32 protein-coding genes are annotated in these 26184 nt (G+C 69.2%); 14 read left to right on the plus strand and 18 right to left on the minus strand.

Annotation, left to right across the window (positions count from 1 at the left end; all coding sequences use genetic code 11):
• Positions 1-16: 16 nt before the first annotated feature.
• Entirely contained in the window at positions 17-481 is a 465-nt protein-coding gene (locus ITJ49_RS02805) for a MarR family winged helix-turn-helix transcriptional regulator (protein WP_194601064.1), read from the plus strand.
• A 37-nt stretch (positions 482-518) separates the two neighbouring features.
• On the opposite strand, the gene ITJ49_RS02810 is transcribed toward ITJ49_RS02805, so the two are convergent.
• Genes ITJ49_RS02810 through ITJ49_RS02820 form a run of 3 tightly spaced genes read right to left on the minus strand, consistent with a single transcriptional unit; the run spans position 519 to position 2848 of the window.
• Positions 519-1493, minus strand: a complete 975-nt coding sequence (locus tag ITJ49_RS02810; protein WP_194601067.1) for a DNA-3-methyladenine glycosylase — start codon at positions 1491-1493, stop codon at positions 519-521.
• Between the two features lie 9 nt (positions 1494-1502).
• A complete protein-coding gene (locus tag ITJ49_RS17475) occupies positions 1503-2180 on the minus strand; it encodes a GntR family transcriptional regulator (RefSeq protein ID WP_370544341.1) in 678 nt (225 codons plus the stop codon).
• A complete protein-coding gene (locus ITJ49_RS02820) occupies positions 2177-2848 on the minus strand; it encodes a GntR family transcriptional regulator (RefSeq protein WP_194601070.1) in 672 nt (223 codons plus the stop codon). Before ITJ49_RS02820 ends, ITJ49_RS17475 begins: the two co-directional genes overlap by 4 nt.
• A gap of 86 nt (positions 2849-2934) precedes the next feature.
• Here ITJ49_RS02820 and ITJ49_RS02825 point away from each other — a divergent pair, with 86 nt between their 5' ends.
• Entirely contained in the window at positions 2935-3810 is an 876-nt protein-coding gene (locus tag ITJ49_RS02825; RefSeq protein ID WP_194601073.1) for a rhodanese-related sulfurtransferase, read from the plus strand.
• A 10-nt stretch (positions 3811-3820) separates the two neighbouring features.
• Positions 3821-4309, plus strand: coding sequence for a pyridoxamine 5'-phosphate oxidase family protein (locus ITJ49_RS02830; RefSeq protein ID WP_194601076.1), 489 nt, complete (start codon positions 3821-3823; stop codon positions 4307-4309).
• Between the two features lie 28 nt (positions 4310-4337).
• On the opposite strand, the gene ITJ49_RS02835 is transcribed toward ITJ49_RS02830, so the two are convergent.
• Positions 4338-4982 carry a DUF4190 domain-containing protein gene (locus tag ITJ49_RS02835; RefSeq protein ID WP_194601079.1) on the minus strand — a complete coding sequence of 215 codons (645 nt, stop codon included), beginning with the start codon at positions 4980-4982 and terminating at the stop codon, positions 4338-4340.
• A gap of 85 nt (positions 4983-5067) precedes the next feature.
• Here ITJ49_RS02835 and ITJ49_RS02840 point away from each other — a divergent pair, with 85 nt between their 5' ends.
• The 5 genes from ITJ49_RS02840 to ITJ49_RS02860 all read left to right on the plus strand — a co-directional run bounded on the left by ITJ49_RS02840 (position 5068) and on the right by ITJ49_RS02860 (position 9584).
• A complete protein-coding gene (locus tag ITJ49_RS02840; protein ID WP_055965393.1) occupies positions 5068-6093 on the plus strand; it encodes a 6-phosphofructokinase in 1026 nt (341 codons plus the stop codon).
• Positions 6094-6156: 63 nt separating this feature from the next.
• The gene (locus tag ITJ49_RS02845) at positions 6157-7149 is read left to right on the plus strand and encodes an MDR family oxidoreductase (RefSeq protein ID WP_194601082.1); all 993 of its coding nucleotides are present in this window, start codon (positions 6157-6159) and stop codon (positions 7147-7149) included.
• Between the two features lie 194 nt (positions 7150-7343).
• Positions 7344-8033 carry a GntR family transcriptional regulator gene (locus ITJ49_RS17480; protein ID WP_228513897.1) on the plus strand — a complete coding sequence of 230 codons (690 nt, stop codon included), beginning with the start codon at positions 7344-7346 and terminating at the stop codon, positions 8031-8033.
• A 55-nt stretch (positions 8034-8088) separates the two neighbouring features.
• Positions 8089-8790 (plus strand): GntR family transcriptional regulator, encoded by a 702-nt coding sequence (locus ITJ49_RS02855; RefSeq protein ID WP_194601084.1) that lies wholly within the window; start codon positions 8089-8091, stop codon positions 8788-8790.
• Positions 8791-8906: 116 nt separating this feature from the next.
• Positions 8907-9584 (plus strand): ABC transporter ATP-binding protein, encoded by a 678-nt coding sequence (locus ITJ49_RS02860; protein ID WP_255521637.1) that lies wholly within the window; start codon positions 8907-8909, stop codon positions 9582-9584.
• Between the two features lie 19 nt (positions 9585-9603).
• On the opposite strand, the gene hemL is transcribed toward ITJ49_RS02860, so the two are convergent.
• From hemL to hemE, 11 genes are all read right to left on the minus strand, one after another.
• Positions 9604-10950: a glutamate-1-semialdehyde 2,1-aminomutase gene (hemL, locus tag ITJ49_RS02865; protein ID WP_194601088.1), complete on the minus strand. Its 1347-nt coding sequence runs from the start codon at positions 10948-10950 to the stop codon at positions 9604-9606.
• Positions 10947-11960 carry a porphobilinogen synthase gene (hemB, locus tag ITJ49_RS02870; protein WP_194601091.1) on the minus strand — a complete coding sequence of 338 codons (1014 nt, stop codon included), beginning with the start codon at positions 11958-11960 and terminating at the stop codon, positions 10947-10949. The genes hemL and hemB overlap by 4 nt, the downstream gene beginning before the upstream one ends.
• Complete coding sequence (locus ITJ49_RS02875) at positions 11960-12784, minus strand: uroporphyrinogen-III synthase (protein ID WP_123939997.1); 825 nt, start codon at positions 12782-12784, stop codon at positions 11960-11962. Before ITJ49_RS02875 ends, hemB begins: the two co-directional genes overlap by 1 nt.
• Positions 12781-13746 carry a hydroxymethylbilane synthase gene (gene hemC / locus ITJ49_RS02880; protein WP_194601094.1) on the minus strand — a complete coding sequence of 322 codons (966 nt, stop codon included), beginning with the start codon at positions 13744-13746 and terminating at the stop codon, positions 12781-12783. Before hemC ends, ITJ49_RS02875 begins: the two co-directional genes overlap by 4 nt.
• A gap of 7 nt (positions 13747-13753) precedes the next feature.
• The gene (locus ITJ49_RS02885; protein WP_194601426.1) at positions 13754-14965 is read right to left on the minus strand and encodes a ferrochelatase; all 1212 of its coding nucleotides are present in this window, start codon (positions 14963-14965) and stop codon (positions 13754-13756) included.
• A 5-nt stretch (positions 14966-14970) separates the two neighbouring features.
• Positions 14971-15705 (minus strand): hydrogen peroxide-dependent heme synthase, encoded by a 735-nt coding sequence (gene hemQ, locus ITJ49_RS02890; RefSeq protein WP_194601097.1) that lies wholly within the window; start codon positions 15703-15705, stop codon positions 14971-14973.
• 84 nt (positions 15706-15789) lie between these two features.
• Positions 15790-16017, minus strand: coding sequence for a DUF3618 domain-containing protein (locus tag ITJ49_RS02895; RefSeq protein WP_194601100.1), 228 nt, complete (start codon positions 16015-16017; stop codon positions 15790-15792).
• On the minus strand, positions 16017-16469 hold the full coding sequence (locus ITJ49_RS02900) for a phage holin family protein (RefSeq protein WP_194601103.1): 453 nt from the start codon (positions 16467-16469) through the stop codon (positions 16017-16019). The genes ITJ49_RS02895 and ITJ49_RS02900 overlap by 1 nt, the downstream gene beginning before the upstream one ends.
• 75 nt (positions 16470-16544) lie before the next feature.
• Positions 16545-16820, minus strand: coding sequence for a hypothetical protein (locus tag ITJ49_RS02905; RefSeq protein WP_123940001.1), 276 nt, complete (start codon positions 16818-16820; stop codon positions 16545-16547).
• A 112-nt stretch (positions 16821-16932) separates the two neighbouring features.
• Entirely contained in the window at positions 16933-18315 is a 1383-nt protein-coding gene (locus ITJ49_RS02910; RefSeq protein ID WP_194601106.1) for an FAD-dependent oxidoreductase, read from the minus strand.
• Positions 18312-19385: a uroporphyrinogen decarboxylase gene (gene hemE, locus ITJ49_RS02915; RefSeq protein ID WP_194601109.1), complete on the minus strand. Its 1074-nt coding sequence runs from the start codon at positions 19383-19385 to the stop codon at positions 18312-18314. Before hemE ends, ITJ49_RS02910 begins: the two co-directional genes overlap by 4 nt.
• Before the next feature lie 96 nt (positions 19386-19481).
• On the opposite strand from hemE, the gene ITJ49_RS02920 reads away from it, so the two are divergent.
• Both ITJ49_RS02920 and ITJ49_RS02925 read left to right on the plus strand, forming a co-directional pair.
• Complete coding sequence (locus ITJ49_RS02920; protein WP_194601112.1) at positions 19482-19910, plus strand: nuclear transport factor 2 family protein; 429 nt, start codon at positions 19482-19484, stop codon at positions 19908-19910.
• Positions 19910-20770, plus strand: a complete 861-nt coding sequence (locus tag ITJ49_RS02925; RefSeq protein WP_194601115.1) for a bile acid:sodium symporter family protein — start codon at positions 19910-19912, stop codon at positions 20768-20770. Before ITJ49_RS02920 ends, ITJ49_RS02925 begins: the two co-directional genes overlap by 1 nt.
• On the opposite strand, the gene ITJ49_RS02930 is transcribed toward ITJ49_RS02925, so the two are convergent.
• Positions 20767-21312, minus strand: a complete 546-nt coding sequence (locus ITJ49_RS02930; protein WP_194601118.1) for a GNAT family N-acetyltransferase — start codon at positions 21310-21312, stop codon at positions 20767-20769. The genes ITJ49_RS02925 and ITJ49_RS02930 overlap by 4 nt on opposite strands.
• 92 nt (positions 21313-21404) lie before the next feature.
• Between ITJ49_RS02930 and ITJ49_RS02935 the strand changes: the two genes are divergently transcribed.
• Positions 21405-22715, plus strand: coding sequence for a glutamyl-tRNA reductase (locus tag ITJ49_RS02935; RefSeq protein WP_194601121.1), 1311 nt, complete (start codon positions 21405-21407; stop codon positions 22713-22715).
• Between the two features lie 17 nt (positions 22716-22732).
• Complete coding sequence (locus tag ITJ49_RS02940) at positions 22733-23311, plus strand: GNAT family N-acetyltransferase (RefSeq protein ID WP_194601125.1); 579 nt, start codon at positions 22733-22735, stop codon at positions 23309-23311.
• A gap of 26 nt (positions 23312-23337) precedes the next feature.
• On the opposite strand, the gene ITJ49_RS02945 is transcribed toward ITJ49_RS02940, so the two are convergent.
• A complete protein-coding gene (locus ITJ49_RS02945; RefSeq protein WP_055964374.1) occupies positions 23338-23985 on the minus strand; it encodes a hypothetical protein in 648 nt (215 codons plus the stop codon).
• A gap of 131 nt (positions 23986-24116) precedes the next feature.
• Here ITJ49_RS02945 and ITJ49_RS02950 point away from each other — a divergent pair, with 131 nt between their 5' ends.
• Positions 24117-24515, plus strand: coding sequence for an NUDIX domain-containing protein (locus tag ITJ49_RS02950; RefSeq protein WP_055964371.1), 399 nt, complete (start codon positions 24117-24119; stop codon positions 24513-24515).
• Positions 24516-24541: 26 nt separating this feature from the next.
• Positions 24542-25195 carry a DUF4232 domain-containing protein gene (locus ITJ49_RS02955; RefSeq protein ID WP_194601128.1) on the plus strand — a complete coding sequence of 218 codons (654 nt, stop codon included), beginning with the start codon at positions 24542-24544 and terminating at the stop codon, positions 25193-25195.
• 18 nt (positions 25196-25213) lie between these two features.
• Here ITJ49_RS02955 and ITJ49_RS02960 read toward each other — a convergent pair whose 3' ends face one another.
• Positions 25214-26182: a serine hydrolase gene (locus ITJ49_RS02960; RefSeq protein WP_194601130.1), complete on the minus strand. Its 969-nt coding sequence runs from the start codon at positions 26180-26182 to the stop codon at positions 25214-25216.
• Between the last annotated feature and the right edge of the window lie 2 nt (positions 26183-26184).

Consider the following 26184-nt stretch of genomic DNA (forward strand, 5'->3'; position numbering starts at 1 on the left):
TCCCTACACTGGGCGAATGGCCGAGGGATTGACGGAAGACGACTGGGCCGTCTGGGACGCCTTCTACTCGATGCGCCGACGCCTCGATCGAGCCCTCGAAGTGCAGCTGCACGAAGAGAGCGGGGTCTCGGCTCCCGAATACGAGATGCTCGTCGGCCTGGGCCGCTCCCGTGACCGGCGGCTCCGAGTGCGCGACATCGCCGAGCAGATCGGCTGGGAGAAGAGTCGCGTCAGCCACCAGGTCACCCGGATGGAGAGGCGTGGGTTCGTCCGCCGAAGCGACTGCGATTCGGACGGCCGCGGCACCTGGGTGGAGCTGACCGCCGATGGCAGACGCGCGATGCTGGAGGCGAGCCGCGGCCACAACGAGGCGATCAAGCGCTACTTCGTCGACCTGCTGGGCGACGACGCCGACCGGTTGTCTGCGTTCTCGGAGCGGGTGCTCGGAGCTCTCCGGGCGGAGTCTGACCCCCGGCCATAGGCTCACGCCGCCCCGTGCCCCGAGCGCTGGCTCGAACTCAGTGGCCGCGGTGATCCTGGATCGTCATGCGCGGTCCGAACCTCGGCTTGCGGAATCCGCTCACCCCGATCAGTCGCATCACCCTCTCGCGATTGCCCCGCCACGGCTCGAGGAGCTCGAGCATACCGTCGTCGTCGACCGGCTTTCCGATCAGCGCCCAACCGACCAGGGCCGGGAGGTGATAGTCGCCGACACTCGGTGAATCGGGGTCGCCGTGAGCCCGCTGGCTCGTCTCGGCGGCGGTCCAGATGCCGACGCCGACGACGCTCCGCAGCCTTCGCTGCACCTCGTCGCCGCCTCGGCCGAGCGCGAGAGTGCGCTCGAGGCCCGGCGCGACCGCGCACACCCGCATGATCGTCGCCGATCGTTGCGGGCCTACGCCGGCACGGTGCCACTCCCAGCTCGGGATCGACTTGAAGGTCGAGGCGTCGGGCGGCACCATCAGCTCCGACAGGCCCGGCACGGTGGCGACCGGCCCCGGCGCAGCTTCGCCGAAGCGGCGGACGAGATAGCGCCAGGCACCCCAGGCCTCCCGGCTCGTCACCTTCTGCTCAAGGATCGCCGGAACGAGCATCTGCAGCACCTGATTGGTGCGAGTGAGTCGAAGGCCCGGGTTTCGTCGCCAGGCGTCGGCGAGGAACGAGTTGGCCGCGACGTCGAGCGACGACCAGTCGTCGCCGTGGCCGAGGAGATCGGGGACCGCGCCGATCACCCAGTCGGCACCCGCGCCCCAGGCAACCGCCTCGACGCTGGATGAGCGTGCCGTCAGCCGGAGCGTGGCGGCGCCCAGCGGGGTTCGGACACCGCGCCAGACCGAGCCGTCGACCACGCGGAAGGTCGGGTCGCCGGCGCCCCGAGAGAGTGAACGCACGGTCTGGCCGAGATGAACCGGATCGCGGGGCGCGTACACGGTGCGGACTTCGCGAACCGGCTCACCGCCCGGGGCGGACCCCGGAGCGGTAATTGTCGACATGGCAGAAGGTTAACCGCTGCCACCGACGCGCACGATCCGCCAGGAAAGCCGTTCGCGAAGCACGTCGGCCACGACGCGGCCGTCGCGCCGATCGGCTGCGGCGAGCAGAGCCTCGGCCAAGGCCGTCAGCTCGGCCCCGTCGCCGAAGGCGCGCAGGCTCGAGAACGAGAACGCCAACCGGACGCGAATTTCGAAGAGCAGGTCGAGCAACAGGGGGTTGCCCGTCCGGTGGGCGAAGAACGAGACCGCCTCGTCGACGAGGGCGAGATCGGCGCGCGACCACGCGTGCTCGCCCTGTTGCGCCGCGAGCTCGGTTACCCGGCCGAAGCACCGGTGGAGTTCGGCGAGATCGTCGTCGCCGAGACCGGGAACGACCGCCTCTGCGACCCACGCGTGTAGGGCGGCATACAGCTGCAGCGTTTCGAGCAGCGACGACCGCGTCGGAACAGCGACCCGCGTGAACCGGTTCGGGGCCATCTCGACCAGCCCTACCTCGGCGAGGCGCTCGAGGGCGGTGCGGATCGGCGTGCGCGAGACCCCGAGCCACTGGATCAGCTCATCGTCGTGCAGGCGCTCCCCGGCCACGAGGGTGCCGTTCAGGATCGCCACGAGAAGGCTCCGCCGCGCGCCGTCGCTGAGCAGTTCACGGGTACGTGCCGAGTGCGCAGCCCCGGGGACGGGGCTCACGCGGTCACTCCACAGAGCCGTCGACCCGTGGATTGCACGTGACGGATCGCCTCCCGGGCCGCCGCGGAGTCGCGCGCCTCGACCGCCTCGTCGAGCCGTTCGAAGACGCTCTCGAGCAGGAGCTTGTCCATGGAATCGCCCTGCAGTGACATCTGGAACCGGAGCGCGGCCCCGATCCGCACGACCAGAACGCGGAGGAGCTCGTTGTCGGAGTGCTCGCTGAAGAAGAACATCGCGCGGCGCATGTGTTCGACCGCCTCTTCGGCGCGGGAGCCGTCGTGCTCTCGACAGGCCCGGGCCGCTTCGGCCAGCAGCTCGCGGCACGCGAGAGCGCTCGTCTCGTCGAGGGTCTCGATGGTGAGGCGGGTCGCGAGCTCCCAGAAGGCGCACATCACCTGGAGGAGCTCGGGGATCCGGCCGGGCGCCGCGGGGCTCACCCGGGTGAAGCGGTTGGGTCGGCTCTCGATCAGGTTCATCTCGACGAGACGGTCGATGGCCAGACGGATCGGGGTGCGCGAGACTCCCAGCCACTCCTGCAGTTCGACGTCGCGAATTCGCTCACCCGGCTGGAGTGTTCCGTCGAGGATCGCCTGGAACAGACGGTCGAAGACCTCGTCTTTTCGGAGTCTCCGATGGAAATCGACTGTCGGGCGTGATGGTATCGGCATCGGGCTCCCTAACTGCTCGAATGGTGGAGAATACACATGTCACACACTACTGCAGGCGGGGAGAGCGGCATGGCTAGACTCCTGCAGTGGCAACCCCGAAGATCCTGTTGTTCTATGTGTTCACCCCCCTCCCCGACCCGGCGGCGATTCGGCTCTGGCAGCGCGATCTGTGCGAGCTCCTCGGGCTGACCGGGCGCATCGTCATCTCTCGGCAGGGCATCAACGGCACGGTGGGCGGCGATCTGCCGAACGTCAAGCGCTACCTCCGCAAGACGCGTGAGTACGCACCGTTCCGCGACGCCGACGTCAAGTGGAGCGAGGGTCAGGGCGACGACTTTCCTCGACTCAGCGTGAAGGTCCGTGACGAGATCGTCAGCTTCGGCGCTCCAGGCGAGCTCGAGGTCGACAGCGGCGGGGTGGTCGGAGGCGGGGTGCGGCTGAGCCCGGAGGAGCTGCACGCCCTCGTCGCCGAGAAAGACGTGACCTTCTTCGACGGACGCAACGAATTCGAGGCGAGGATCGGTCGATTCCGGGGTGCCGTCGTGCCCGACGTCCAGAACACGCGCGAGTTCGTGACCGAAATCGACTCGGGCCGCTACGACCATCTCAAAGACGAGCCGATCGTCACCTACTGCACCGGTGGCGTGCGCTGCGAAGTCCTTTCCTCGCTCCTGATCGATCGCGGGTTCCGCGAGGTGTATCAGCTCGACGGCGGCATCGTCCGCTACGGCGAGCGCTTCGGCGACGACGGCCTCTGGGAGGGCGCGCTCACCGTGTTCGACGGACGGGAGAAGGTCGAGTTCAGCGACCACGCGAAGGTCCTCGGATCCTGCGTCCTCTGTGGCACCCCCTCCTCGCACCTCCAGAACTGCTCCGACCCGTCGTGCCGGGTGCGGCTCGTCGTTTGCGACGAGCACTTGCCTGAGGCTCCGCTGTGCGAGGTTCACGCACCCCGGGCGTAGCGTCCGAGCCATGACTGCCACCGCTGAAGAACTCCAGACCGTCTCCGATGTGCTCGACAAGGCGCGCATCGGCTTGCTCACCACCGTCGACGCCGAGAAGCACCTCGTCAGCCGCCCGCTGGCCCTGATCGACCGTCCGTTCGACGGCGACGTCTGGTTCTTCGTCGCGAAAGACAGCCACAAGGTGCACGACATCGAGACCACCCCCGAGGTGAACGTCGCCGTCGACACGTCGAAGGGCTGGCTGTCGATCTCGGGCACGGCGTCGCTGACACAGGACTCCGCGAAGATCGACGAGCTCTGGAACACCGGTGCCGAGGCCTGGTTCGATCAGGGCCGCGACGACCCGCAGGTCTCGCTGCTCCGTGTCGAGGCGTACACCATCGAGTCGTGGACGAGCACCGAGCCGAAGGCGATCACCCTCTTTAAGTACGCCAAGGCGGCCGCGACCGGCGGCCACCCCAAGAACGTCGGTGAGAACGAGACGATCTCGCTCTAGATGCGTTGCCCTCTGGTCGCCCTGAGGGCTAGCTGCAGGTCACGAGGTCGCCCGACGACGTGTAGTACTGCCCCGGGCCGACGAGTGAGCACTGCTGTGCCAGCTCGACCTCGTAGCGCACCCACGACAGGACGACCGAGCCGAACAGCAGCACGCTGAGGCTGGACACGATCACGCCGGCGATGCCGATGCCGCCCGTGAGCCCCACGGCTCGGGATTTGCGGATCGAGTGGACCCCGATGAAGAGCCCGACGATGCCGAAGAAGATCCCGACGGCGATCGAGGCGATTCCGGTCGACCGGCCGGGGTCGACCTCGACCGGCATCCAGTCGTACGCGGGAGTCTCGTAGAGCGGTTCGGCACCCTTCTCGCTCTCGAACTCGGCGAAGAGGTGCTCGCTCGACGGCGCCTCGCGCGAGGGCACCGACGAGTCAGGGGCTGGCGGTGCAGCCCAGTCGACGGGCGGCGCCACCGGCGGCGCGAACGGCAGCGGCTGGGGGGTCGCCTGCGCGACCGGCGAGAGCGCAGGATCCGTCGCGGCCGGCTCCAGCTGACCGGCGAACTCCGGCAGCACGGGCGGCGGGCCCGGGGCGCCGACGTGCTGCGCCTCGTCGCCGGGCGCACCGCGTCGGAAGCGCGTGAGGCGCGGATCGTTCTCTGCCGGAGGAGCCATTGCCTCGACCCTATTACGCCGGTGGGCCATGATGGAGCGAGTGCGGCCGGAACCCGGTGGCCGCGACGACCCACGGAGAGCAATGATGCGAATCGGAATCCTGACCAGTGGCGGCGACTGCCCCGGATTGAACGCGGTCATCCGTGGCGCAGTGCTCAAGGGGATCCAGATCCACGGGCAGGAGTTCGTGGGGTTCCGCGATGGCTGGCGGGGGGTCGTCGAGTCGGACATCGTGCCTCTCGGCCGCAAAGAGATCCAGGGCATCGCCAAGCAGGGCGGCACGATCCTCGGCACGAGCCGCACGAATCCCTTCGAGGGCAACGGTGGGGTCGAGCGGATCACCGAGAACCTCGAGCGGCGGGGCATCGACGCCCTGATCGCCATCGGCGGCGAGGGCACTCTCGCGGCAGCCAAAAGACTGACCGACGCGGGTCTGAAGATCGTCGGCGTTCCCAAGACGGTCGACAACGATCTGGGCGCCACCGACTACACGTTCGGCTTCGACACGGCCGTCCAGATCGCCGTCGACGCGATGGATCGCCTCCGGACGACCGGGGAGTCGCACAGCCGCTGCATGGTCGCCGAGGTCATGGGCCGTCACGTCGGCTGGATCGCCCTGCACTCGGGCATGGCCGCTGGCGCGCACGCGATCCTGATTCCGGAGCAGAAGACCAGCGTCGAGCAGCTCGCCGAGTGGGTCCGATCGGCGTACGACCGCGGACGGGCGCCGCTCGTCGTCGTCGCCGAGGGTTTCGTTCCCGACGAAGAAGACGACGCTCACTCCGAGCGCGGCCTCGATGCTTTCGGCCGTCCGCGGCTCGGTGGCATCGGCGAGCGCCTCGCCCCGCTGATCGAAGAGCTGACCGGCATCGAGACGCGAGCCACGACCCTGGGGCACATCCAGCGCGGCGGCACGCCCTCGGCGTACGACCGGGTTCTCGCGACACGCCTCGGAATGGCCGCCAGCGACTCGGTCGCCGAGGGGCGCTGGGGCCGTATGGTCGCCCTCCGCGGAACCGAGATCGAGCACGTCTCGTTCGAGGAGGCCCTCGGCACGCTCAAGGTGGTGCCGCAGAACCGGTACGACGAGGCCGCCATCCTCTTCGGCTAGGTCGGGGCTGCCGAGAGGCGGTGTGCCCGTCGTTATTCGACGCACCTGGCGTAGCGTCGGGGCATGACCCGCGCCGTAGTCGTCTCCGAGTCCGAACCAGCGACCCTCCGGGAGGTCGACGACAGCTTCCTCCGGGGCGGCGGCGAACCGGCCCCGGGTGAGGTCACGATCGACTTGTCGTGGTCGAGCCTCAACTACAAAGACGGGATGGCGCTCGGGGGTGACCGCGGGGTCGCCAGGATCCTTCCGCTCATTCCCGGTATCGACCTGGTCGGCACCGTCGCTGCGGGCGATGCAGCCGGGCGCTTCGTCGCGGGACAGCAGGTGGTCCTCACCGGAGCGGGAATCGGCGAGACGCGCCACGGAGGTTTCGCCGAGCGGGCAATAGTCGATGCCGCGTCGCTGGTCGAGCTGCCCGAGGCACTCACTCCTCGGCGTGCGGCGGCGATCGGCACGGCCGGTTTCACCGCGATGCTCAGCGTGCTGAAGCTCGAACGAGACGTCGAGCCTGACGCGGGCGACATCCTGGTGACCGGGGCGACGGGAGGTGTCGGCTCGATCGCGGTCGCCCTCCTGGCCCGCCTCGGCTACCGCGTGGTGGCGTGCACCGGTCGAGCCGAGCTGACGGACTACCTCCGGGGTCTCGGAGCGGCCTCGGTGATCCCGCGGGAGTCGCTTGGCGAGCCCGGAAAACCGCTGCAGCGCGCTCTGTATGCCGGGGCGGTGGACTGCGTCGGCAGCACGACCCTCGCGAACGTCCTCGCACAGACGAGATGGGGCGGAACGGTCACCGCCTGCGGCCTCGCTCAGGGCAGCGACCTACCGACCACCGTGCTCCCGTTCATCCTCCGAGCCGTCTCGCTGGTCGGCATCAACTCGGTGGAGGCTCCACTGTCGCTTCGCCGAACCGCATGGCAACGACTGGCCCGCGACCTCGACCCAGCCCTGCTCGACTCCGTGACGGAGGAGGCCTCGCTGGCCGAGGCCATCGATCTCGGACCCGAGATTCTCAGCGGACGCATTCGTGGCCGGACGGTTATCGACGTTCGTCGCTGACTCCGCCCGGAGTACGAGCGCGGTGGCTCGACAACCGGTCGCAATTATCCTAGAGTCTGAGATACTCGATACATTCAACTGCATGGAAGGTGAGGCATGCCCGCCCGCACCCGCTCCCGTGCAGCAGCAGTCAAGCCCGATTGACCGTTGGTCGTCCCCCGGCGACCACCGATTCGATGTACTAGGGAGCCCCGATGCCAGTCCCCCGCCCCACCCCGGAAAACCAGGAACCCCGCCGCCTCCTCCGCGACGTCGTCTACGACAAGATGTTCCTCGCCATCCTCGACGGCACCCTCGAACTCGGCGAACGCTTGAACGACGACGAGCTCGTCCGCTGGCTCGGCGTCTCCCGCACCCCCGTGCGCGAAGCCATCGCCAAACTGGCTGAACAGGGCCTCGTCGACATCGAGGCCAACCGCTACACCCGCGTCGTCGCCCCGAGCTTCGAGCAGTTCACCGACACGATCCGGACGGGCTACGACCTCTGGTCGATCGTGATGAAGCGCGGCGTGCCGAACCTCACCGACGCCGACCGCACCTTCGTCGTCAACGCCCTCGGCCAGCGCGCCAAAGACCTCGCCGCCCACAAGCGCGAAGACCTCGCGACGCTCGACGCCTTCAACCTTCGAGTCGTGACCGCGGCGAACAGCCCCATGCTCTCGCGCCTCTGGGCGGCGACCGGGCCGCTGACCGCGCTGTTGTTTCAGCGGGCAGGCGCGAAAGACATCTTCCCGTTCGAACCGGGCGCGACCTTCAGCAAAGAGCTCGCGAAGGCGATCAAGGCGAACGACGCCGACCGCGCCGCCGAGCTCGTCTCGAACCAGCCGGACAACTTCCACGAGTTCTACGAGGCCGTCCGCGAAAGCGGAATCTACCCCGCCTGACCGCGACCTCTACCCTCTCCCCCCGACAATCGGCCCGCCAGCCAGAAAGACACTCATGCCTGTTCCCGTACCCACTGCCGAGGCCCCCGCACCTCGCCGCCTCCTCCGCGACGTCGTCTTTGACAAGATGCTGGCCGCCATCGGCGACGGCACCCTCGAACTCGGCGAACGCCTCAACGACGACGAGCTCGTCCGCTGGCTCGGCGTCTCCCGCACCCCCGTGCGCGAAGCCATCGCCAAGCTCGCCGACTACGGTCTCGTCGACATCGAAGCCAACCGATACACGCGCATCATCTCGCCCACGATGGATGACTTCGCTGACACGACGACGACGGCCTTCGACGTCTGGGGCATCGTCGCCCGACGCGGCATCCCAGCACTGACCTCGGCCCAGGCCAAAGAGGTCAAGACGCTGCTCAGCACTGTCGAACGCGACAAGTCGGGTGCCCTCAAGCCCGATGCCCTGGTCAACTTCTCGCGGGCGATGTCTATCTTCGCGGCCGCCTCGAAGAGCCCCAGCCTCGAGCGCGTGCTCGAGACGGTGGGCGACCGCGCCACCCTGCTCTTCGGAATCGCCTCGCGCGACGTCGCCTTCAACATCTCCGGCGTGCTGATGAAGGCGCTCGGCAAGGCCGTTGACGACCGCGATGGCAAGGCCGGCGCCAAGGCGTTCCTCGACACCATCGACGGCATGGGCGACTACGTCTCCTCGGTAGCGGCCGCCGGCGTGTTCCCGGCAGCGACCTCGAGCCGCTGACCTCCACCGTCGACCCGGGCGTCGTCCTACAGCTGGACGACGTCCGGGTCACCCGAGCCGGGCGAGACCTGCTCGAGCACGTCGACCTGCGAGTCGGGGTCGGCGAGCACTGGGCTTTGATCGGCCCGAACGGGGCCGGCAAGACCACGCTCCTGACGCTGTGCGGCGCGCTCGGGCACCCGTCCGGCGGCACCGTCGCCGTCCTCGGGCGACAACTCGGCCGCGTCGAGCTCGCAGCCCTCCGTACGCGCATCGGCCATGTCGACCCGAGGCATCGCATGCTCGGAGACAACAGCGTCGGCGAAGTCATCCTGACCGGCCTGACGGGATCGAGCGATCCCGTGCCCCGATGGCAGGCCTCCGCGGCCGAGCGCCAGCACGCCGTCGATCTCGCGGCGTCGGTCGGGCTGGGCGCGAGGGTGGACGCCCGGTGGAGCACGCTGTCGCAGGGCGAGCGGGGTCGAGCCCTGATCGCCCGCGCGCTCGTGTCGGATCCTGCGCTCCTGCTCCTCGACGAGCCGGCGACCGGGCTCGACGTCGCGGCTCGCGAGCACCTTCTCGACACGGTCGACACCCTCCGCCATCGGCACCCGTCGATGGCATCGGTGACCGTCACCCACCACCTCGAAGACCTTCCGGCGTCGACCACGCACGCGATGCTACTGCGCGACGGACGGGTCTTCGCATCGGGAACGGCCGACGACGTGCTCACCAGCGAGCTCGTGTCGGGTGCGTTCGACTTTCCGCTCTCGATCGAGCGCCGTGCCGGCCGCTGGGTCGCTCGACGCGCCTAACCTGCCCGGGCGACCCGGCTCAGCGGGGTGACGTGGCGGCGGCGGCAGCCTTCGCCGCACCCGGAAGAGCCTCGAGGATCCGGCCGATCGCCGCATCATCGTGCGCCGCTGTCAGGAACCACGCCTCGAACACCGACGGCGGGAGGTTCACGCCGGCATCGAGCATGGCGTGGAAGAACGGCGGGTACCGGAAGGCCTCCTGCGCCCGGACGTCGTCGTAGTTCTTCGGGGCCGAGTCGCTGAAGGCAAACGAGAACAGGTTGCCGGCGTGCTGCACCGTGTGGGCTACGCCCTCGCGCGAGAGCGCCGCGCTCGTCTCCCGCGAGACGATCTCGGCCGCGGCGTTCAACCGCTCGTAGACGGAGGCGTCGGCGAGCCGCAGCGTCGCGATGCCCGCGGCGACGGCCACCGGGTTGCCGCTGAGAGTTCCGGCCTGGTACACCGGCCCGAGGGGGGCCAAGAAGTCCATGACCTCGGCGCGACCGCCGAGAGCCGCGAGAGGCATGCCGCCTCCGATCACCTTGCCGAACGTGATGAGGTCGGGCTCCCAGCCGGCGCCGTCGGGCACGACCTGCGAGGCCTCGAGGCCCCACCAGCCGGCGGGCCCGACCCGGAACCCGGTGAGGACCTCGTCGACGATGAGCAGTGCGCCGTTTCGACGCGTGATCTCAGACAGAGCCCGGTTGAAGCCGCGCTCGGGTGCGAGAACGCCCATGTTGGCCGCGGCGGACTCGACGATCACGGCGGCGATGCGCTCGGAGTGCTCGTCGAACACCTGACGGACGGCGTCGAGGTCGTTGTAGGGCAGCACGAGGGTCTGCGCCGCGGTCGCCTCGGTGATTCCCGCTGACCCGGGCAGGGCGAGAGTGGCAACACCGGAGCCCGCCTCGGCCAGCAGCGAGTCGGAGTGCCCGTGATAATGCCCGGCGAACTTCACGAGCAGGTCGCGGCCGGTGTAGCCGCGAGCCAGGCGGATGGCGGTCATCGTCGCCTCGGTGCCGGTCGACACCATGCGGATCTTGCCGATGGGGCGCTGGTCGCCGTGGCTCACCCGCTCGCGGACGATCTCGGCGAGCTCGGTCTCACCCGGCGTCGAAGCGCCGAAGCTGAGCCCGCGCGCGGCGGCCTCCTGCACGGCCTGGACAACCGCGGGATGAGCGTGACCGAGGATGGCGGGGCCCCACGACGCGACCAGGTCGACGTACTTCGTGCCCTCGGTGTCGGTCACGTAGGCACCCTCGGCGCCCACGAGGAACCGCGGGGTGCCTCCGACCGACCCGTAGGCCCGGACGGGTGAGTTGACCCCGCCGGGAATCGACGCACGAGCCCGGGCGAACGATCGCTCGTTGGTGTTCTGCTGGCTCATCGGAGGTTCCTGCTCGCATCGCTTCGGCCGGTGAGGCGCTCGGCGAGGTCGACCGCCCAGTAGGTGAGGATCGCGTCGGCCCCGGCCCGCTTGATGCCGAGGACGCTCTCGTAGCTGGCTGCGTCGAGGTCGATCCAGCCGTTCGCGGCGGCGGCCTGGATCATCGAGTACTCGCCCGAGATCTGGTACGCCCAGACCGGGACGTCGCTGGTCGCGGCGACGTCTGCCAGCACATCGAGGTAGCTCATCGCGGGCTTCACCATGACGATGTCGGCGCCCTCGTCGAGGTCGAGGGCGACCTCGCGGAGGCCCTCGCGGCGGTTGCCGTTGTCCATCTGATAGGTGCGTCGGTCGCCGACGAGCGACGACTGGACAGCCTCGCGGAACGGGCCGTAGAACGCGCTGGCGTACTTCGCCGCGTAGGCGAGTACCGCCGTGTTGCCGAAGCCATGTGCGTCGAGCGCATCGCGGATCGCCGCGACCTGGCCGTCCATCATCCCGCTCGGGGCGACCAGCTCGGATCCTGACTCCGCCTGCACCACAGCCATCTCGCGGTACCGCTCGAGGGTTGCGTCGTTGTCGACGTAGCCGTGGGCGTCGAGCACTCCGCAGTGGCCGTGGTCGGTGAACTCGTCGAGGCACAGGTCGGTCTGGACGACGAGCGAGTCGCCCACCTCGGCCGCGGCGATTCGGGTGGCCACATTCAGGATCCCGTCGGAGTCGGTGGCACCCGAGCCCTGGGCGTCTTTCTTCTCGTCGAGAGGCACCCCGAACAGCATGACGCCGCCGATGCCCGCCTCAGCGGCTCGCTGCAGGGCCGGCTTGAGCGTGTCGAGCGAATGGTGCGCGACGCCCGGCATGGAGGCGATCGGCGCGTCTTCGGTGATGCCCTCGCGGACGAACATCGGCAGGATCAGGTCGGCGGGGTGCAGGCGGGTCTCGGCGACCAGGCGGCGAAGGGCGGGGGTGGCCCGGAGGCGGCGGCCTCGGACCAGTGGGAACTGCGACATCAGATGCTTTCGGAATTCGGCGACCCGGGGGTCACCTGATCGGTGTGCTCGGGCCAGCCGGCCAGAGCGTTGTCGACGACGGCCTCGACGAGCGCCGGTGCGGAGCGGGTCTCGGCGATGACGTGGACGGGGAGCCCGGCGGCGCGCGCATCGAATGCGGTGCGCGGGCCGATGCACGCGACGAGCACGTCGCGCGGGAGGGGGGCGAGCTGCTCGGCGATCTGGCGGGCGACGCTGCCCGACGTCACGAGGATGACCCGGATGGAACCGTCGGCGACCTCGGCCTTGACGCTCGCGTCGATCGAGACCCCGACCGTGCGGTAGGCGGCGACGAACTCTGCGTCGAGGCCCCGCGCGGCGAGACCTTCGACGAGACGGGGCTCGGCGATCTCGGACTGCGGCACCAGCACCCGGCCGACGATCTGGTCGGTCGGCCACTCCTTGACGAGCCCCCGCGCGGAGTTGTCGTTCTCGGGCACGAAGTCGACCCGGATCCCGGCCAGCGTCAGCGCGGCCGCCGTGGTCTCGCCGACCGCCGCCACCTTGGTCGTGGGCGCCGGGCGGATGCTGTTGCCGATCAGGACGTCGACCGTCGTGGCGCTCGTCACCACCAGCCAGTCGTATTCGCCGGCCTCCAGCCGGAGCAGCGCGATCATGAGTTCGTGCTGGTCGGCTGTCGGGGCGAAGTTGATGAGTGGTGCGATCACGGGACTCGCGCCGTACGAGCGCAGGATGGCCGAGACGTTGTCACCCCACTTGCCTCCGCGGGGCACCAGCACCCGGACGCCGCGAAGCGGCTTGTCGCTGGCGCGGGTGTCGGTCATGCCGAGCCGCCCTGGTCGGTGACGCTTCCGCGCGGCACGAGGTCGGCGGCGCCGTTCTCGAGCAGTTCGTCGACGACCCGCGACGAGACGTCGTGCACCTCGGCGAGCTGCGCCGCGAGGGTGCCTGGCTCGAGCGTGACTCCGTGCGAAGCAGTGAGACGCTCCGTGCCGTCGGGCCGATAGACGCTCGCGCTCAGCAGCAGGAGGCCCGCGTCGATCACGGCCGAAGCGCCGATCGGCGCCGCGCACCCCGCTTCGAGGCCGGCGAGCACTTCGCGTTCGGCGGTGACGATCAGACGCGTCTCGCGGTGGTCGATGGCGCGGAGCCCGGCGGCGAGATCGGCGGCCTTCTCGCCCTCGCGGACTTCGAGCGCCAGCGCGCCCTGGCCCGGCGCGCTCGGCCAGAAGCCGAGAGGCATCAGTTCGGTGGCGACGTCGAGCCGCCCCAGGCGCGAGAGACCGGCGGCCGACAGGAGCACGGCGTCGAGGTCGTCGCCGACTCGGGAGAGCCGCGAGTCGACGTTGCCGCGGATGTCGACAACATCGAGATCGGAGCGCCGGGAGCGGATCTGGGCGACTCGGCGTGGCGACCCGGTGCCGACGCGGGCGCCGGCAGGGAGGGCGTCGAAGGTGAGCCCATCGCGCGCGCAGAGGGCGTCTCGCGCATCCACGCGTTTTGGGATGGCGCCGAGAGTCAGCCCCGGGTACAGCGCGGTGGGAAGGTCTTTCAGCGAGTGCACGAGCAGGTCGCACTCGTCGGCGAGGAGCGCCTCTCGAAGGGCGCTGGCGAACACGCCGGTGCCGCCAAGGGTCGCCAGGGAGGCCTTCGAGGTGTCGCCCTCGCTCGTGACGGTGACCAGTTCGACATCGCGGCCCGTGACCTGGGCCAGTCGGTCTTTGATCAGGGTCGACTGAGCGAGGGCCAGTGCCGACCCTCTCGTGCCGATTCGGAGTGCTGTCACGGCTGCCCTACGGAACCAGGCCGGAGACGGCCGGCTTGAAACCGAGGCGGACGTTCTCGCAGCAGCCGGGACGGCAGACGTCGTACCAGGGGCCGAGGTCGGTGAGGTGCGGGCGGTCGGCGGCGGGCACACCGTCACGACGCTCGAGGACGAGGTCGACGAGACCGGTGACGTAGTTCGGGTCGATGCCGGGGGTCGGCGTTCGAACGGCCCAGAAGCCCTCTTCTTCGCACGACTCGAGCGCCTCGTTGTCGAGATCCCACATGACCTCCATGTGGTCACTCACGAACCCGAGGGGCACGATGACGACGGCCTTCGTCGGGCCGCCGTTCAGGGCGTGGATCGCGTCGTTGATGTCGGGCTCGAGCCACGGCATGGAGGGCGGGCCGGAGCGCGACTGGAAGACGAGCTGCCACGGGACAGTCGTGTCTGACGGAAGCTCGAGAGCGGCCTCGGCTGCTGCCATGACCACTTCGGCGACGGCCCGGTGCTGAGCGGCGTACGCGCCGTCGCCGTCGAATCCGCGCGCCTCGGGGCCGGATCTCGCAGCGTCGGTGGAGGGAATCGAGTGGGTTGAGAACAGCACCTGGATCTCGGTGCCGAGGTCGATCCCCTCGATCTCGGTCTGCGCCTTTACCAGGGCATCGCGGACGCCGTCGATGAAGGGCTGCACGAACCCGGGGTGGTCGAAGAACTGACGGACCTTGTCGATCTGCACGCGGTCGCGCAGGTCGGTGTCGTCGAGCGCCATCGCGAAGTCTTCGCGGTACTGCCGGCACGACGAATACGAGCTGTACGCGCTGGTTGCCACAGCGATCAGCTTCGTGAAGCCGCGATCCGCCGCCTCACGAACCGCGTCGGCCATGTAGGGATCCCAGTTGCGGTTTCCCCAGATCACGGGAAGGTCGATCTCGCGACGGGCGAGCTCGGCCTCGAGGGCCGCCTTCAACTCACGGTTGTGCTCGTTGATCGGGCTGACCCCGCCGAAGTGCCGGTAGTGGTGGGCGACCTCCTCGAGGCGCTCCTCCGGGATTCCGCGACCTCGGGTGACGTTGCGGAGAAAGGGGATGACGTCGTCCTGCCCCTCCGGTCCGCCGAAGCCGGCCAGGAGGATGGCGTCGTAGTCGGTGCCCTCGGTGACCCACTCGGGGCCGCTCTCGGCAGCCTTCGTGGCCGACGGGACCAACCCGCCGGGCGTCCCGATCTCGTTGTTCGTTATGTTGCTCAACTCAGGACCTCTGCGATAGCGGTGGTGGGGATTCGACGCCCCGTATAGAAGGGAACCTCTTCGCGCACGTGCATGCGCGCCTCGGTGTAGCGGAGATCGCGCATGAGGTCGACGAGCTGAACCAGCTCGGGGGCCTCGAGCGCGAGGATCCACTCGTAGTCGCCCAGGCTGAAGCTGGCGACGGTGTTGGTCAGGACAGCGCGGTGGGCGCCGCCCTTCATGCCATGGTCGCGGAGCATCTGGTTGCGCTCCGCATCGGGCAGCAGGTACCACTCGTAGCTGCGGACGAAGGGGTAGACAGTGAGCCAGGTCTCGGGCTCTTTGCCGCGCATGAAGGCGGGACTGTGGTCTTTCGCGAACTCGGCCTCGCGGTGCATTCCGAGGGCGTTCCACGTCGGCAGCAAATTCTTCAGGAGGTTCGTGCGCACCAGCTCGCGGTAACCGGCCTGGATGTCTTCGGGCACCTCGCCGTGCAACCAGATCATGAGGTCGCTATCGGCCTTGACCGCGCTGACGTCGTAGAACCCTCGAACGACGACGCCCTTCGCGGCGAGACGCGAGACGGCCTCGTCGAGCTCGGCGGCGTCGTCGACGCCGGGCACGAGAGGCCGGGCGGGATCACGCTGGAGAACCGCCCACAGCGTATAGCCGAGACGCTCGGCGGGGGCTTCGGCGGGTGCGGGTGGGGTGGAGTGCTGCGTGCTCGCTGGCGCGTCGGCGCTGGAATTCATGCGTTTATCTTCCTCCGTTCGGCTGGGAGCCGCGAACCGCGACGCTCGCCGTCGAGTGACCGCGAAACCGGCCCGGAGAAGAGGTTAGCGACGCTTCAGCGCGATGAGCGCAATACCGCCCACGACCGCTGCGACGGTAGCCGCACCGGCGAGCCACGGCTTCGGGTCTTTGCCGAACGAGATTTTCGCCTCGTGTGCCTTGATGCCCAGCTGCTTGGGGATGTTGAGCTTCTCTTCGAGCTCGTTCAGTGTCGCCGCGAGGTCGGCACGGGTGCGGTCGATGCTGGCCCGGATCTCTTCGGTGCTGCTCATCAGGATCGTCCTCCCACGTCGGAGCGCGGAATTCGACCGACGCCCTTCACTGCCTTGATGTCGCTCTTGACGCTGTCGATCGTCTGCTTGGGCAGCGGCGGCAGGCCCTTCTTGATCTGCTTGTACGCCAAGAAGCCGAGGATCCCGGCGATCACCAGGAACAGCGCGGCGACCAGCAGCGCCGCCAGCCAGAGCGGCATCACCAGCGACAGCGCCGCGATGCCCGCGCCGATGAGGCAGAGGAGCATCAGGAACAGGAACAGCAGCGCGCCCACAGCGAGACCGGCTCCGATACCGAACACCTTCGCCTTGTCGATCAGCTCCCTCTTCAGGAGCGCGATCTCTCCCTTGACCAGGTCGGTGACCAGCGTCGGGATGTCGGAGAGCAGGCCGAGCAGGGAGCGGTTCTTCTTGGCGTGCTTGATGGTGTCGGCGCGTGTCGACTCGGTCATGTGCTCCCTCTCAGGAAGTGCGGTGCGTCATGGTGCGGTACTTCAGAAAATTGGTTCCGCCGGGGCGGACCGGCGTCAGCGGCGTGCGGCGGTACTGGTCGTCTTGGGCTTCGACTGGATGCCCAGGATCTTCTTGACGCCCCACACGACGAGGTGGAACAGACCGGTGACGACGCGGGGCAGGATCTGACCGGCCGCGTCTTCGACCTTGACGACCTGCTTCTGCACGCCACGGCTGTTCCAGAACTTCGAGGCGCCGCTGGCGATCTGCTCGTAGCGCTGGTGGCCCGCCCTCGAACCCAGAACGTACCCGGCGGCCGCTCCCGCGACGAAAATCAGCTTGCCTCGCATGAAGCCTCCAAAAGTCAGGACTGCACGGAGAACACCGGCGCAGTGCTTCTAGGCTAGTCCGACCCGGGGGCCGTTCGCCGCACGAGTTCGCAACAGGGCCGGAAGCCCTCCGCTACACCTCTGGCGACAGGATCTCGGCGACCTTGAGTCGTGCGTCGGCGACAACGCCCGCGAGACCGCGACCGGCGACGGCACCGCCGACGCGCACCACACCGGGAACCTCGCGCCCCGCCGATCCGGCCCCGCGGTAGGGGCCGTCCCATTCCACTCGCGCGAACCCCTCGACAGACGCCGGGTCGACCGACAGGCCGAGGATCCGCGACGCATCGTCGATCGCGAGCGACCGCAGTTCGTCGTCCGCCGTCGCTCTCCCCACCGCCGGCGCGCTGTAGCTGAGCCGGAGCACGTGGCGCCCCTCCGCCCGCTCGGCCACCCAGTCCCACTTGACGGTGGCGTGGGTGAGGGCTTTGGCGCGGATTCCGGGCGCCCCCGGTGCCACCAGCACGCCCGTGCCACGCGGAGCCGCATCGAGCGCGGGGTCTCTCACGACGAGGGTCGCGAGCGTGATGAGGCCGGTCTCGCTGGCCGAGCCGGTGGATCCTTGGCTGGTGCCGTCGTCGAGGGCGCCGTCGAGACGCGCTGCGTCGCGGCCGCCGAGTGCGACGACGACCGTGTCGGCAGCAAGCTGTTCACCGGTGTCGAGAGTCACCGAGTGGGCTTCGTAGGCCGTGACGCGAGCGCCGAGCCGGACCTCGACACCGTACATCTCGAGGTCGGCGGCGAGCTCGTCGACCAGTCGCACGATGCCGCCGCGGATCCCGCCGACGGCCGAGCCCGCGGGTGACGCGTCGCGGAGGGCCCGGACCGCGCGGGCCAGGGAGTTCTCGTGGAGGAGCGCCTGGCGGAGCCCCGGTGCGACCCGGTCGACGTCGAGGTCGTCGGGGTGCGCCGAGTGGACGCCCTGAACCACGGGCGTGACCAGCTTGTCGAGCACCGCGCGACCCATGCGGCGCCGCACGAGCGGGCCGAGCTTCTGCTCTTTCGCCCCCACCGGGCCGGGCAGAAGGGAGTCCATCTCAGCGCGCAGGGCGGCGCCGGTGCCGATCACGTCGATCACGTCTTTGGCCATCGGCGTGCCCGGAATGCCGAGCAGCCCGGTCTTCGGCAGCTCGAACGCCGTGCCGTCGGGCTGGATGACCCAGGCTCCGCGCAGGTCGGGGTTCACGATCTCGTTGCCCAGCCCGAGCTGCGTGGCGAGGGTCTGGATTGCGTCGGTCTTCGTGGCGAAGCTCTCGGCGCCCGAGTCGAGGTCGATGCCCGCCACCGAGTGCCGCTGCACCTCGCCGCCGAGGCGCGCGGAGGCTTCGAGCAGCGTGACGCGCCGACCGGCCTTGCCGAGGTCGCGTGCGATGACGAGCCCGGCGACTCCGCCGCCAACGACGACCGCCGTCGCGTGTTCGCCGACGTCGGGCCTGAAGGGGGAGCCGGCGGTCACAGCGTGTGGGCCAGCTCGACGATGCGGGTGAGCACGCTCGGGTCGGTGTCGGGGTTCACACCGTGGCCGAGGTTGAGCACGTGAGCCGGAGCCGATTTTCCGCGCTGGACGATGTCACGGACGTGCGCCTCGAGCACCGGCCACGGCGCCTGCAGCAGCGCCGGATCGATGTTGCCCTGCACGACCGTGTCGCCTCCGAGACGTCGGGATGCCTCGTCGAGGGGGATCCTCCAGTCGACCCCCACCGCGTCGGTGCCGACATCGCGCATGGCCGCCAGCACCTCGCCCGAGCCGACACCGAAGTGGATGCGCGGCACCTCGAGCCCGTCGATGTGCGACATCGCCCGAGCCGAATAGGGGGCGACGCGATCGACGTAGTCGCGAAGCGACAGCGATCCGACCCACGAGTCGAACAGCTGGCCGGCGCTCGCCCCCGCGAGGATCTGCGCCCGCAGGAACGCACCCGTTACGTCGGCCGCCCAGGTCAGCAGGGCGTCCCAGGTCTCGGGGTCGGAGTGCATGAGCGTGCGGGCACGGATGTGGTCTTTCGACGGGCCGCCCTCGACGAGATAGGCCGCCAGCGTGAACGGGGCACCGGCGAAACCGATCAGGGGGGTTTCGGCCAGCTCGGCCACCGTGCGGGCGACACCCTCGGCGATCGGAGCAAGAGCGTCAGGATCCAGCGGGCGCAGCTTGGCGACATCGCTCGCGCTCCGGATCGGCTCGTCGAGCACGGGACCGCGTCCGGGAACGATCTCGACGCCCACCCCCGCCAGCTTGATCGGCACCACGATGTCGCTGAAGAAGATGCCCGCGTCGACTTTGTGCCGTCGTACCGGCTGCAGGGTGATCTCGCTGGACAGCGCAGGATCCAGGCAGGCGTCGAGCATCTTCGTGCCGACGCGCAGCTCGCGATACTCGGGCAGAGACCGCCCCGCCTGTCGCATGAACCACACCGGCAGAGTGTCGGGTCGATCGCCGCGGAGGGCGCGCACCAGAGGCGATCCGGCGGTCAAGCCGGAGGCGAGCGGGTGCGAGTCGGGGAGCGTCGGGCTGGCGGTCGTGTTCACGTGCTGAATTGTCGCACTTCGCCCTGGAAACCCGGCCACGCCTTGTCAATCGTATGTAGAGTGTATTCTTCTTCATATCGCGCAAGGGAGTGGGAAGTGGACGACGAATTCAGCCGGGCCCTTCGGCAGGTCGAAGAGGGCCTCGCCGACATGGGAAGGGGCGACGCCCATGCGTACAAGGCCTGCTGGGCCGATACGACCGACTCGACGCTGTTCGGCGCCTGGGGAACGATGGAACGCGGCCGGGCCGACATCGATGCAACGCTCGACTGGGTCGCCTCGCGCTTCTCCGGCGGGCCGCTCGTTCCCCGTTATGACGTCATCGTCGAGACGGGAGACACGGCGTGGACCGTGGGTAGTGAACGCGGAGTCGTCTCGGTCGACGGTGCTCCGGCGACGGAGGTGACCATCCGGGTCACGCACATCTACAGAAAGACGAGCGAGGGCTGGCGGATCCTGCATCGCCACGGCGACCATCCGCCGACCCTCTCCCGGCCCCCTCGACTCGGGCGGAGCTCAGACTGATGCTCGTTCCTGTCGCCCTGGCTATCATCATGTTCGGGCTCGGGGTGACGCTGACGCCGTCCGACTTCGCGCGTGCCCTGCGTCGCCCGGGGCTGCTGATCGTCGCGCTCGCCTGCCAGCTCGTCGTGCTGCCCGCCTTCTGCTTCGGCCTGGTCGCGGCCCTGCAGCTGCCGCCCCTCTTCGCGGTCGGGCTGGTGATCCTGGCCGCCTCTCCCGGCGGCGCGACAGCGAACCTCTTCAGTCACCTCTTCGGCGGAGAAGTAGCGGTGAACATCAGCCTCACGGCGATCAACAGCGTCATCTCACTGCTCACGATTCCCGTGCTCGTCCACCTGGCGACCTCCCTCCACCTGCCGAACGGCGAGGGAGTCGGCCTCCAACCGGGCAAGGTCATCGAGATGGCCGCCACCGTGCTGCTTCCGGTCGCGCTCGGCATGCTCTTACGCCACTTCCGACCCGCGACGGCCGCGCGAGCCGAACGCCCTGTTCGGATCGCCTCGATGGTCGTCCTCGCGCTCCTGGTGATCACGGCGGTCGTCCCCGCCTGGCCGACGGTCGTGGCGAACCTGGGCGGGCTGGTCGCCGCGGCCGCCCTTCTCGGGGCGGGGAGTTTCACCATCGGATACCTCGCGCCCCGACTGGCCGGCATCGACGTGCGACGAGCGATCACCGCGGCGTTCGAGATCGGGATCCACAATGCCGGAGTCGCGATCTTCGTCGCCACCAGTGCCCTCGGCCTGCCCGAGGCGGCGGTTCCGGCGGCCGTCTACGTGCTCGTCATGAACGTGCTGGCTCTCGCCTTCGGGTTCGGATTGGCGCGACCCGCCCTTGCCCGGGCGCGAACGCCGAATGACCGCTAAAGGGCCTTGCGCATCACGACCATGCGCAGGTCGTCGCGAAGGGGTTTGCCGAACCGCGGGTCGCCGTAGGGGAACGGCACGAAAGATCCCGTGGCCGTGAAGCCGCGGCGGTCGTAGAACGCCAGGAGCTCGCTCCGCGGCTCCAGCACCGTGATCTCGAGGGCCGACGCCGCCCACTCCTCGCGGGCCACCCGCTCGGCCTCGGCCAGGATCTCCTTACCGAGCCCCGCACCCTGCCGCCCGGGCGAGACCGCGAACATGCCGAAGTAGGCGACGCCGTCGGGCTTCCGCACGAGGTTGCAGCAGGCGACGATCGCGTCAGCGGCCCCCTCTCCCGTCTCGTCCTGATCCACCCAGACCAGAACGAGGCCGTGGGGGTTGTCGAGGTCGGCGGTGAGCAGGTCGGCGTCGATTCGCTGCCCCTCGAGAAGGTGCGCCTCCGTCGTCCAGCCCTTACGACTCGCGTCGCCGCGATAGGCCGACGTGACGAGCGCCACCAGCGGATCGATGTCGTTCTTTGTGGCCTGTCGCGATAGAAGCACGCCCCCGAATCTACCGGCCGTCGGGGCACCGACTCTCTCGACGGCGAGTCCAGCCAATGCACAGCCGAGAAGCGAGAGTTACCATATCTGTCGTGCTCATCTGCCTGACGGCGTCTCATCAGAACGCCAGCTTCGACCTCCTCGAGAAGTTGAGCGTCGGCGCACCCACGGCAGCCACCACCCTCGTCGATTCCAGTGATTTCGTCTCGGGCGCCGTCGTGCTCGCGACGTGCAACCGTTTCGAGGCCTACCTCGACGTCGACGAGCCCCTGACCGCGGCGAGCACCCTGGCGGTCGAGGCCACCATCCAGGCCATGAGCGAGGCCTCGAGCGTCGAGCCTGACGACCTCCGCGACAGCATCACGGTGATCACCGGCGAAGGCGTCGTCGAGCACCTCTTCGCCGTGAGTTCCGGCCTCGAGTCGGTCGTCGTCGGCGAAGACGAGATCTCGGGCCAGGTGCGCCGCTCCCTCGAGCGTGCCCGCACCGACGGCACCACCTCGTCCGACCTCGAGCGTCTGTTCCAGAAGGCCTCGCACACGTCGCGCGGCATCAAGAACCTCACCAACGTGGGCGGTGCGAGTCGCTCGCTCGTGCGCCTCGCCCTCGAGCTGGCGTCGAGTCGAGTGACCGACTGGAGCCAGGCCCGGATCCTGCTCGTCGGCACCGGCCAGTACGCCGCGACGACCGTCGCCGCCCTCCGCGACCGCGGTGCCGAGCAGATCGGCGTGTACTCCGCCTCGGGCCGAGCGAGCTGGTTCGGCGCGAAGCACGACGTCGCACCGCACACCGACCTCGCCGAGGCCATCGCCTGGAGCGACGTTTTGATCACGTGCACGACGACGACCGAGCCGCTCGTGACTCCCGACGTCGTCGCCGCGGGCGCCCGACGCCTCGTGATCGACCTCGGCCTTCCCCGCAACGTCGACCCGCTCGTCTCGAAGGTCGTCGGCGTTGAGCTGCTCGACCTCGAGACCATCAGCATTCATGCCCCACTGAAAGAGCTGACCGCCGCCGACGATGCGCGCGCCCTTGTCTCGACGGCCGCCGCCGAATTCCAGGCGGTCGCGGCCGAGCAGTCGCTCTCACCGGCCGTCGTCGCTCTGCGCAAGCACGTCTTCGACATCCTCGACGCCGAGATCGAGCGGGCGAGGGGTCGCGGCGATTCGACCGAGCGCACGGAGCAGGCTCTCCGACACCTGGCCGGTGTGCTGCTCCACACGCCGTCGGTTCGAGCGCGCGAACTCGCGCGCGAGGGCCGCGGCGAAGACTTCCGCGACGGGCTCGAGGCTCTGTTCGGCCTCACCGACACTCGGGCCGCGACGGCTCCGACGCCTCTGCGCCCGGCATCCGCCCGCCGCGAAGAGGGTCACGCCGATGGCCGCGAGGCCACGGCGGGCTGAGCAGAACCCGCTCACCCGTGCCCGTCACCGTCTCTTCTCTCGAGACCGATCGCCTGCTCTTGCGTCCATTGACGCCGGCTGATCTCGACGATGTCTTCGCGTATCAGTCCGATCCCGAAGCTCTTCGGTACATGCTCTGGCCCGTTCGCTCTCGAAGCGAGGCCGCCGAGCACCTTGCGCGGCGGAGCACGATGACGCACCTCGAGCACGAGGGCGACTCTCTCGTTCTCGCGGTGACCACGAAGAGCGAGCCCGGCCGGGTGATGGGCGAGGTGAACGTGCGCCTGACCAGCGTCGATTCGCGGCAGAGCGAGGTCGGCTGGATCCTGAACCCTGCATTTCAGGGTCGCGGCTACGCCTTCGAGGCGGCCACGCGCATGATCGAGCTGTGCGTCGACGACCTCGGCAGCCACCGGGTTCACGCCGAGCTCGATCCGCTCAATGCCGGCTCGGTAGCGCTGTGCCGAAAGCTCGGGATGCGACAGGAAGCCCACCTCGTCGAAGACCTCTTCTACAAAGGACGCTGGTCAGACACCGGCATCTACGCGATCCTCGCGTCGGAGTGGCGACAACGCCACGACCTCCGCCCCCGCTAGGTAGAGCCTCCGCGGAACGAAACGGTTCAAGCGACTGCCATCGCCACAACGTAGTCGGCGACGTGAGCGGCGAAGTCGTCGGGGCGCCCGTCGATGAGCGACCGGACCATCGAGCACACCAGCTCGCGTCGGACAACCGGCGGGGCGGCGAACTCGATGCCGTGAACGGCCTGGGCCGACTCGGAGAACAGCACGGCGACGGGCACGGCGAGCTCCTCGAGGAGGTGAGGTGCCCAGGTGCCGAGAAGCGCGCGGCACAGCTCGAGGAACAGCTCGACATCGCAGGGAGTCGTGAGGCCGAAGAGCTCGACCGCACCGAAGCGGGTCTGCTCGCCGTCGATGAGGCCGATGGTGCCGGCCCCGCGCGGGCCGCAGGAGACAGCCGACACCAGCGCACGGGCGAGCCGGTGCAGGTGCACCTGCGACGCCTCTGGCGTGTAGATCAGGATCCCACCGGTCGCCATCCCCTGACGCGTGACGAACCCGAGGCGCCAGGCCGTCTCGATCACCTCGTGAGCATCCTCGACGCTGAGACCGTGCTCGTGGGCGAGCTGCTCGGCATGGACCCCGTCGCCCGGCAGAAAACGGCCGGTGGCGATGTCGACGAGGAAGTAGTCGAAAGGCTCGACGATCAGGGTCGGTCGGAGAGTCGTGGTGGTGTTCCCTGCGGGCATGGGCTGAGTCCTGATCTATGAAGTAAGAGGGGGGGTTGATCACTGCGGAATTGAATATTTCACAGTTATATTGCGCTGTCAAGGGGCCCGGGCGCAATTGATCGAGGCGCCTTCCGCGAGAGGATTGACGCATGGATCCGATCGTCGTCAGCGCACTCGCCCTCGTCCGTGATCGCCGACTCCTGATGGTGACGGCGCGAGGCCGCGACGTCCTGTACCTGCCCGGGGGCAAAGTCGAACCGGGCGAGAGCGGGGCCGACGCGCTGGTGCGAGAGGCGCGTGAGGAGGTCGCGCTCACGCTCGACCCCGCCGGTGTCCAGCCGCTTTTCACCGTCTCCGAACAGGCGCACGGTGAGCCCGACGGGCGGCTCGTCGAGATGACGCTCTACTCCGCCGAGACCGACGAGGAGCCCCGTCCGAGCAGCGAGATCGGTTCACTCGCCTGGGTCACGACGGCGGATGCCGATCGCTGCCCTCCCGCGGGTGTAGAGACGCTCCGGCGAATGTCATTCCTCGGAGTGATCGACTGACACCGGGTTGGTGGCAGGGTAGAACCATGCGTATCCCCACCTCCCTCTCCGTGCTGGCCGCCTCAGTCATCGTGGTCGCCGGTCTGGCTGGCTGCTCGTCGTCGAACGACGACCCCGCGAGCACCCCTACCGTGACCGATACCGTGACCGCGGCACCGGCGACCCCCGACGCCACGACGACGCCCTCCATCACGCCGTCGACGACGTCGAGCCCGTCGGCGACCTCCGGGTCGGGCAGCACCGCGGCTCCGGCCGTCACCACCTGTACCTCGTCGAACCTCTCCGCAGCGATCGTCAGCGGCTCGGGCGGCGCGGCCGGGAGCACGTACGTGAACCTCTCGCTCACGAACAAGGGCTCGAGCACCTGCACCCTGCAGGGGTGGCCCGGAGTCTCTCTGGTCGGGTCGGGCAACGGCACCCAGATCGGCAAGGCCGCGAAGCTCGACCGCAGCTCGGCGCACGCCACCGTGAGCCTCAAGGCAGGTGCATCCGCCCAGGCCCAGCTGCAGATCGTCCAGGCCGATAACTACGAGCGGTCGCAGTGCAAGCCCGCCAAGGGCGACGGGTTCCGCGTCTACCCGCCCGGCAGCAAATCCTCCATCTTCGCGACGTACGCCGCGGTGACCGGTTGCAAGTCGACGTCGGTGTCGCTCTTCACCGTGGGCGCATTGCACCAGTAACGGCAGGCTCGAACAGGCTCAACTGACACGCTCCAGCAGGTCGAGCCCGACGGTGCGGAACACGTCGAGCACCCCGAGACGCGTCTCGAGGTCGACGTCGTCGAACTCGACGGTGACGGCGTACGAGACGCCTCGGTGGCTCCCTCGCAGGGCACCGGCCTCACTGCGGACGCCGCGGTCGGCCCCAGTGATGTTGACGAGCTGGAGCCCATGGTCGCTTGCCCGGTGTGCGACCGGGTCGAGGCCGAATGCCGACGCCACCAGCGACAGGTCGCTGCCTGCCGCGAGCCATCCGAGCACGCGATTGCTGGCGCCGCGGTCGACGCAGCGACCGGCCACCAGATCGCCGAACAGTTGCTGGAGTTCGGCGGTCGAGCCGACGGACGACTGCGGGGCGTCGTCGGGGCCGCGGGTGGCACGCGTGTAGTCCAGTAGCGCGGTTCGACGCAGGCCGAGCGATTCGCCTCGGGCACGGATCGCGTCAAAGCCGACGAGTCGGATCAGCCCGTTGGTGGCCACGGGATCGCGCACGGCACCCACGAGTGTCGCCGCGTCGATCACCCCGAGGCTCGGCAGCAGCAGCGACGACCACAGCCCACCAACGCGTGGGTCGTCGATGCCTCCGCCGGCGTCTCGGCCCGCCTCGCGCGCCACTTGGTCGAGTGGTGCGATACGGCCCGCGCCGAACTGGGCCGCGACCTCCACGAGCAGCAGCAGCCTCCCGACTTCCGCCGTCGGCAGGGCTACGGTATCGTCGATTGCCAGGAGCGTCTCACCCGTGTCGAGGTCGGCTGCCGCCGCCGATACTCGCGCGTTCGCGAAAGCCAAGGATCCGAGTGCCCGAAAGCTGCGCTCGAACGGCGCCGAGCGGTCTTCGGCGCCGTTCAGCCGAGCGTGCGCCGACGAACCCGAGCGGTCGGTGCGGTGCCGCCCCGGATCAGCGTCGCGAGCGCGGCGACTCCGCTCCGCATCACCCTCCCCGGCCATGC

Source organism: Frondihabitans sp. VKM Ac-2883 (genome assembly GCF_015350875.1).
Classification (GTDB): domain Bacteria; phylum Actinomycetota; class Actinomycetes; order Actinomycetales; family Microbacteriaceae; genus Frondihabitans.

Coding starts and splice junctions, on each gene's coding strand:
- hemB (WP_194601091.1), bottom strand. CDS start 11,960: ATGTCGCAGTTCCCACTGGTCCGAGGCCGCCGCCTCCGGGCCACCCCC.
- ITJ49_RS02905 (WP_123940001.1), bottom strand. CDS start 16,820: ATGCGAGGCAAGCTGATTTTCGTCGCGGGAGCGGCCGCCGGGTACGTT.
- ITJ49_RS02895 (WP_194601100.1), bottom strand. CDS start 16,017: ATGAGCAGCACCGAAGAGATCCGGGCCAGCATCGACCGCACCCGTGCC.
- ITJ49_RS02835 (WP_194601079.1), bottom strand. CDS start 4,982: ATGGCTCCTCCGGCAGAGAACGATCCGCGCCTCACGCGCTTCCGACGC.
- ITJ49_RS02900 (WP_194601103.1), bottom strand. CDS start 16,469: ATGACCGAGTCGACACGCGCCGACACCATCAAGCACGCCAAGAAGAAC.
- ITJ49_RS17480 (WP_228513897.1), top strand. CDS start 7,344: ATGCCAGTCCCCCGCCCCACCCCGGAAAACCAGGAACCCCGCCGCCTC.
- ITJ49_RS02820 (WP_194601070.1), bottom strand. CDS start 2,848: ATGCCGATACCATCACGCCCGACAGTCGATTTCCATCGGAGACTCCGA.
- ITJ49_RS02955 (WP_194601128.1), top strand. CDS start 24,542: ATGCGTATCCCCACCTCCCTCTCCGTGCTGGCCGCCTCAGTCATCGTG.
- ITJ49_RS02960 (WP_194601130.1), bottom strand. CDS start 26,182: ATGGCCGGGGAGGGTGATGCGGAGCGGAGTCGCCGCGCTCGCGACGCT.
- ITJ49_RS02950 (WP_055964371.1), top strand. CDS start 24,117: ATGGATCCGATCGTCGTCAGCGCACTCGCCCTCGTCCGTGATCGCCGA.
- ITJ49_RS02830 (WP_194601076.1), top strand. CDS start 3,821: ATGACTGCCACCGCTGAAGAACTCCAGACCGTCTCCGATGTGCTCGAC.
- ITJ49_RS02840 (WP_055965393.1), top strand. CDS start 5,068: ATGCGAATCGGAATCCTGACCAGTGGCGGCGACTGCCCCGGATTGAAC.
- hemL (WP_194601088.1), bottom strand. CDS start 10,950: ATGAGCCAGCAGAACACCAACGAGCGATCGTTCGCCCGGGCTCGTGCG.
- ITJ49_RS02855 (WP_194601084.1), top strand. CDS start 8,089: ATGCCTGTTCCCGTACCCACTGCCGAGGCCCCCGCACCTCGCCGCCTC.
- ITJ49_RS02925 (WP_194601115.1), top strand. CDS start 19,910: ATGCTCGTTCCTGTCGCCCTGGCTATCATCATGTTCGGGCTCGGGGTG.
- ITJ49_RS02845 (WP_194601082.1), top strand. CDS start 6,157: ATGACCCGCGCCGTAGTCGTCTCCGAGTCCGAACCAGCGACCCTCCGG.
- hemQ (WP_194601097.1), bottom strand. CDS start 15,705: ATGAATTCCAGCGCCGACGCGCCAGCGAGCACGCAGCACTCCACCCCA.
- ITJ49_RS02810 (WP_194601067.1), bottom strand. CDS start 1,493: ATGTCGACAATTACCGCTCCGGGGTCCGCCCCGGGCGGTGAGCCGGTT.
- ITJ49_RS02875 (WP_123939997.1), bottom strand. CDS start 12,784: ATGACCGACACCCGCGCCAGCGACAAGCCGCTTCGCGGCGTCCGGGTG.
- ITJ49_RS02805 (WP_194601064.1), top strand. CDS start 17: ATGGCCGAGGGATTGACGGAAGACGACTGGGCCGTCTGGGACGCCTTC.
- ITJ49_RS02945 (WP_055964374.1), bottom strand. CDS start 23,985: ATGCCCGCAGGGAACACCACCACGACTCTCCGACCGACCCTGATCGTC.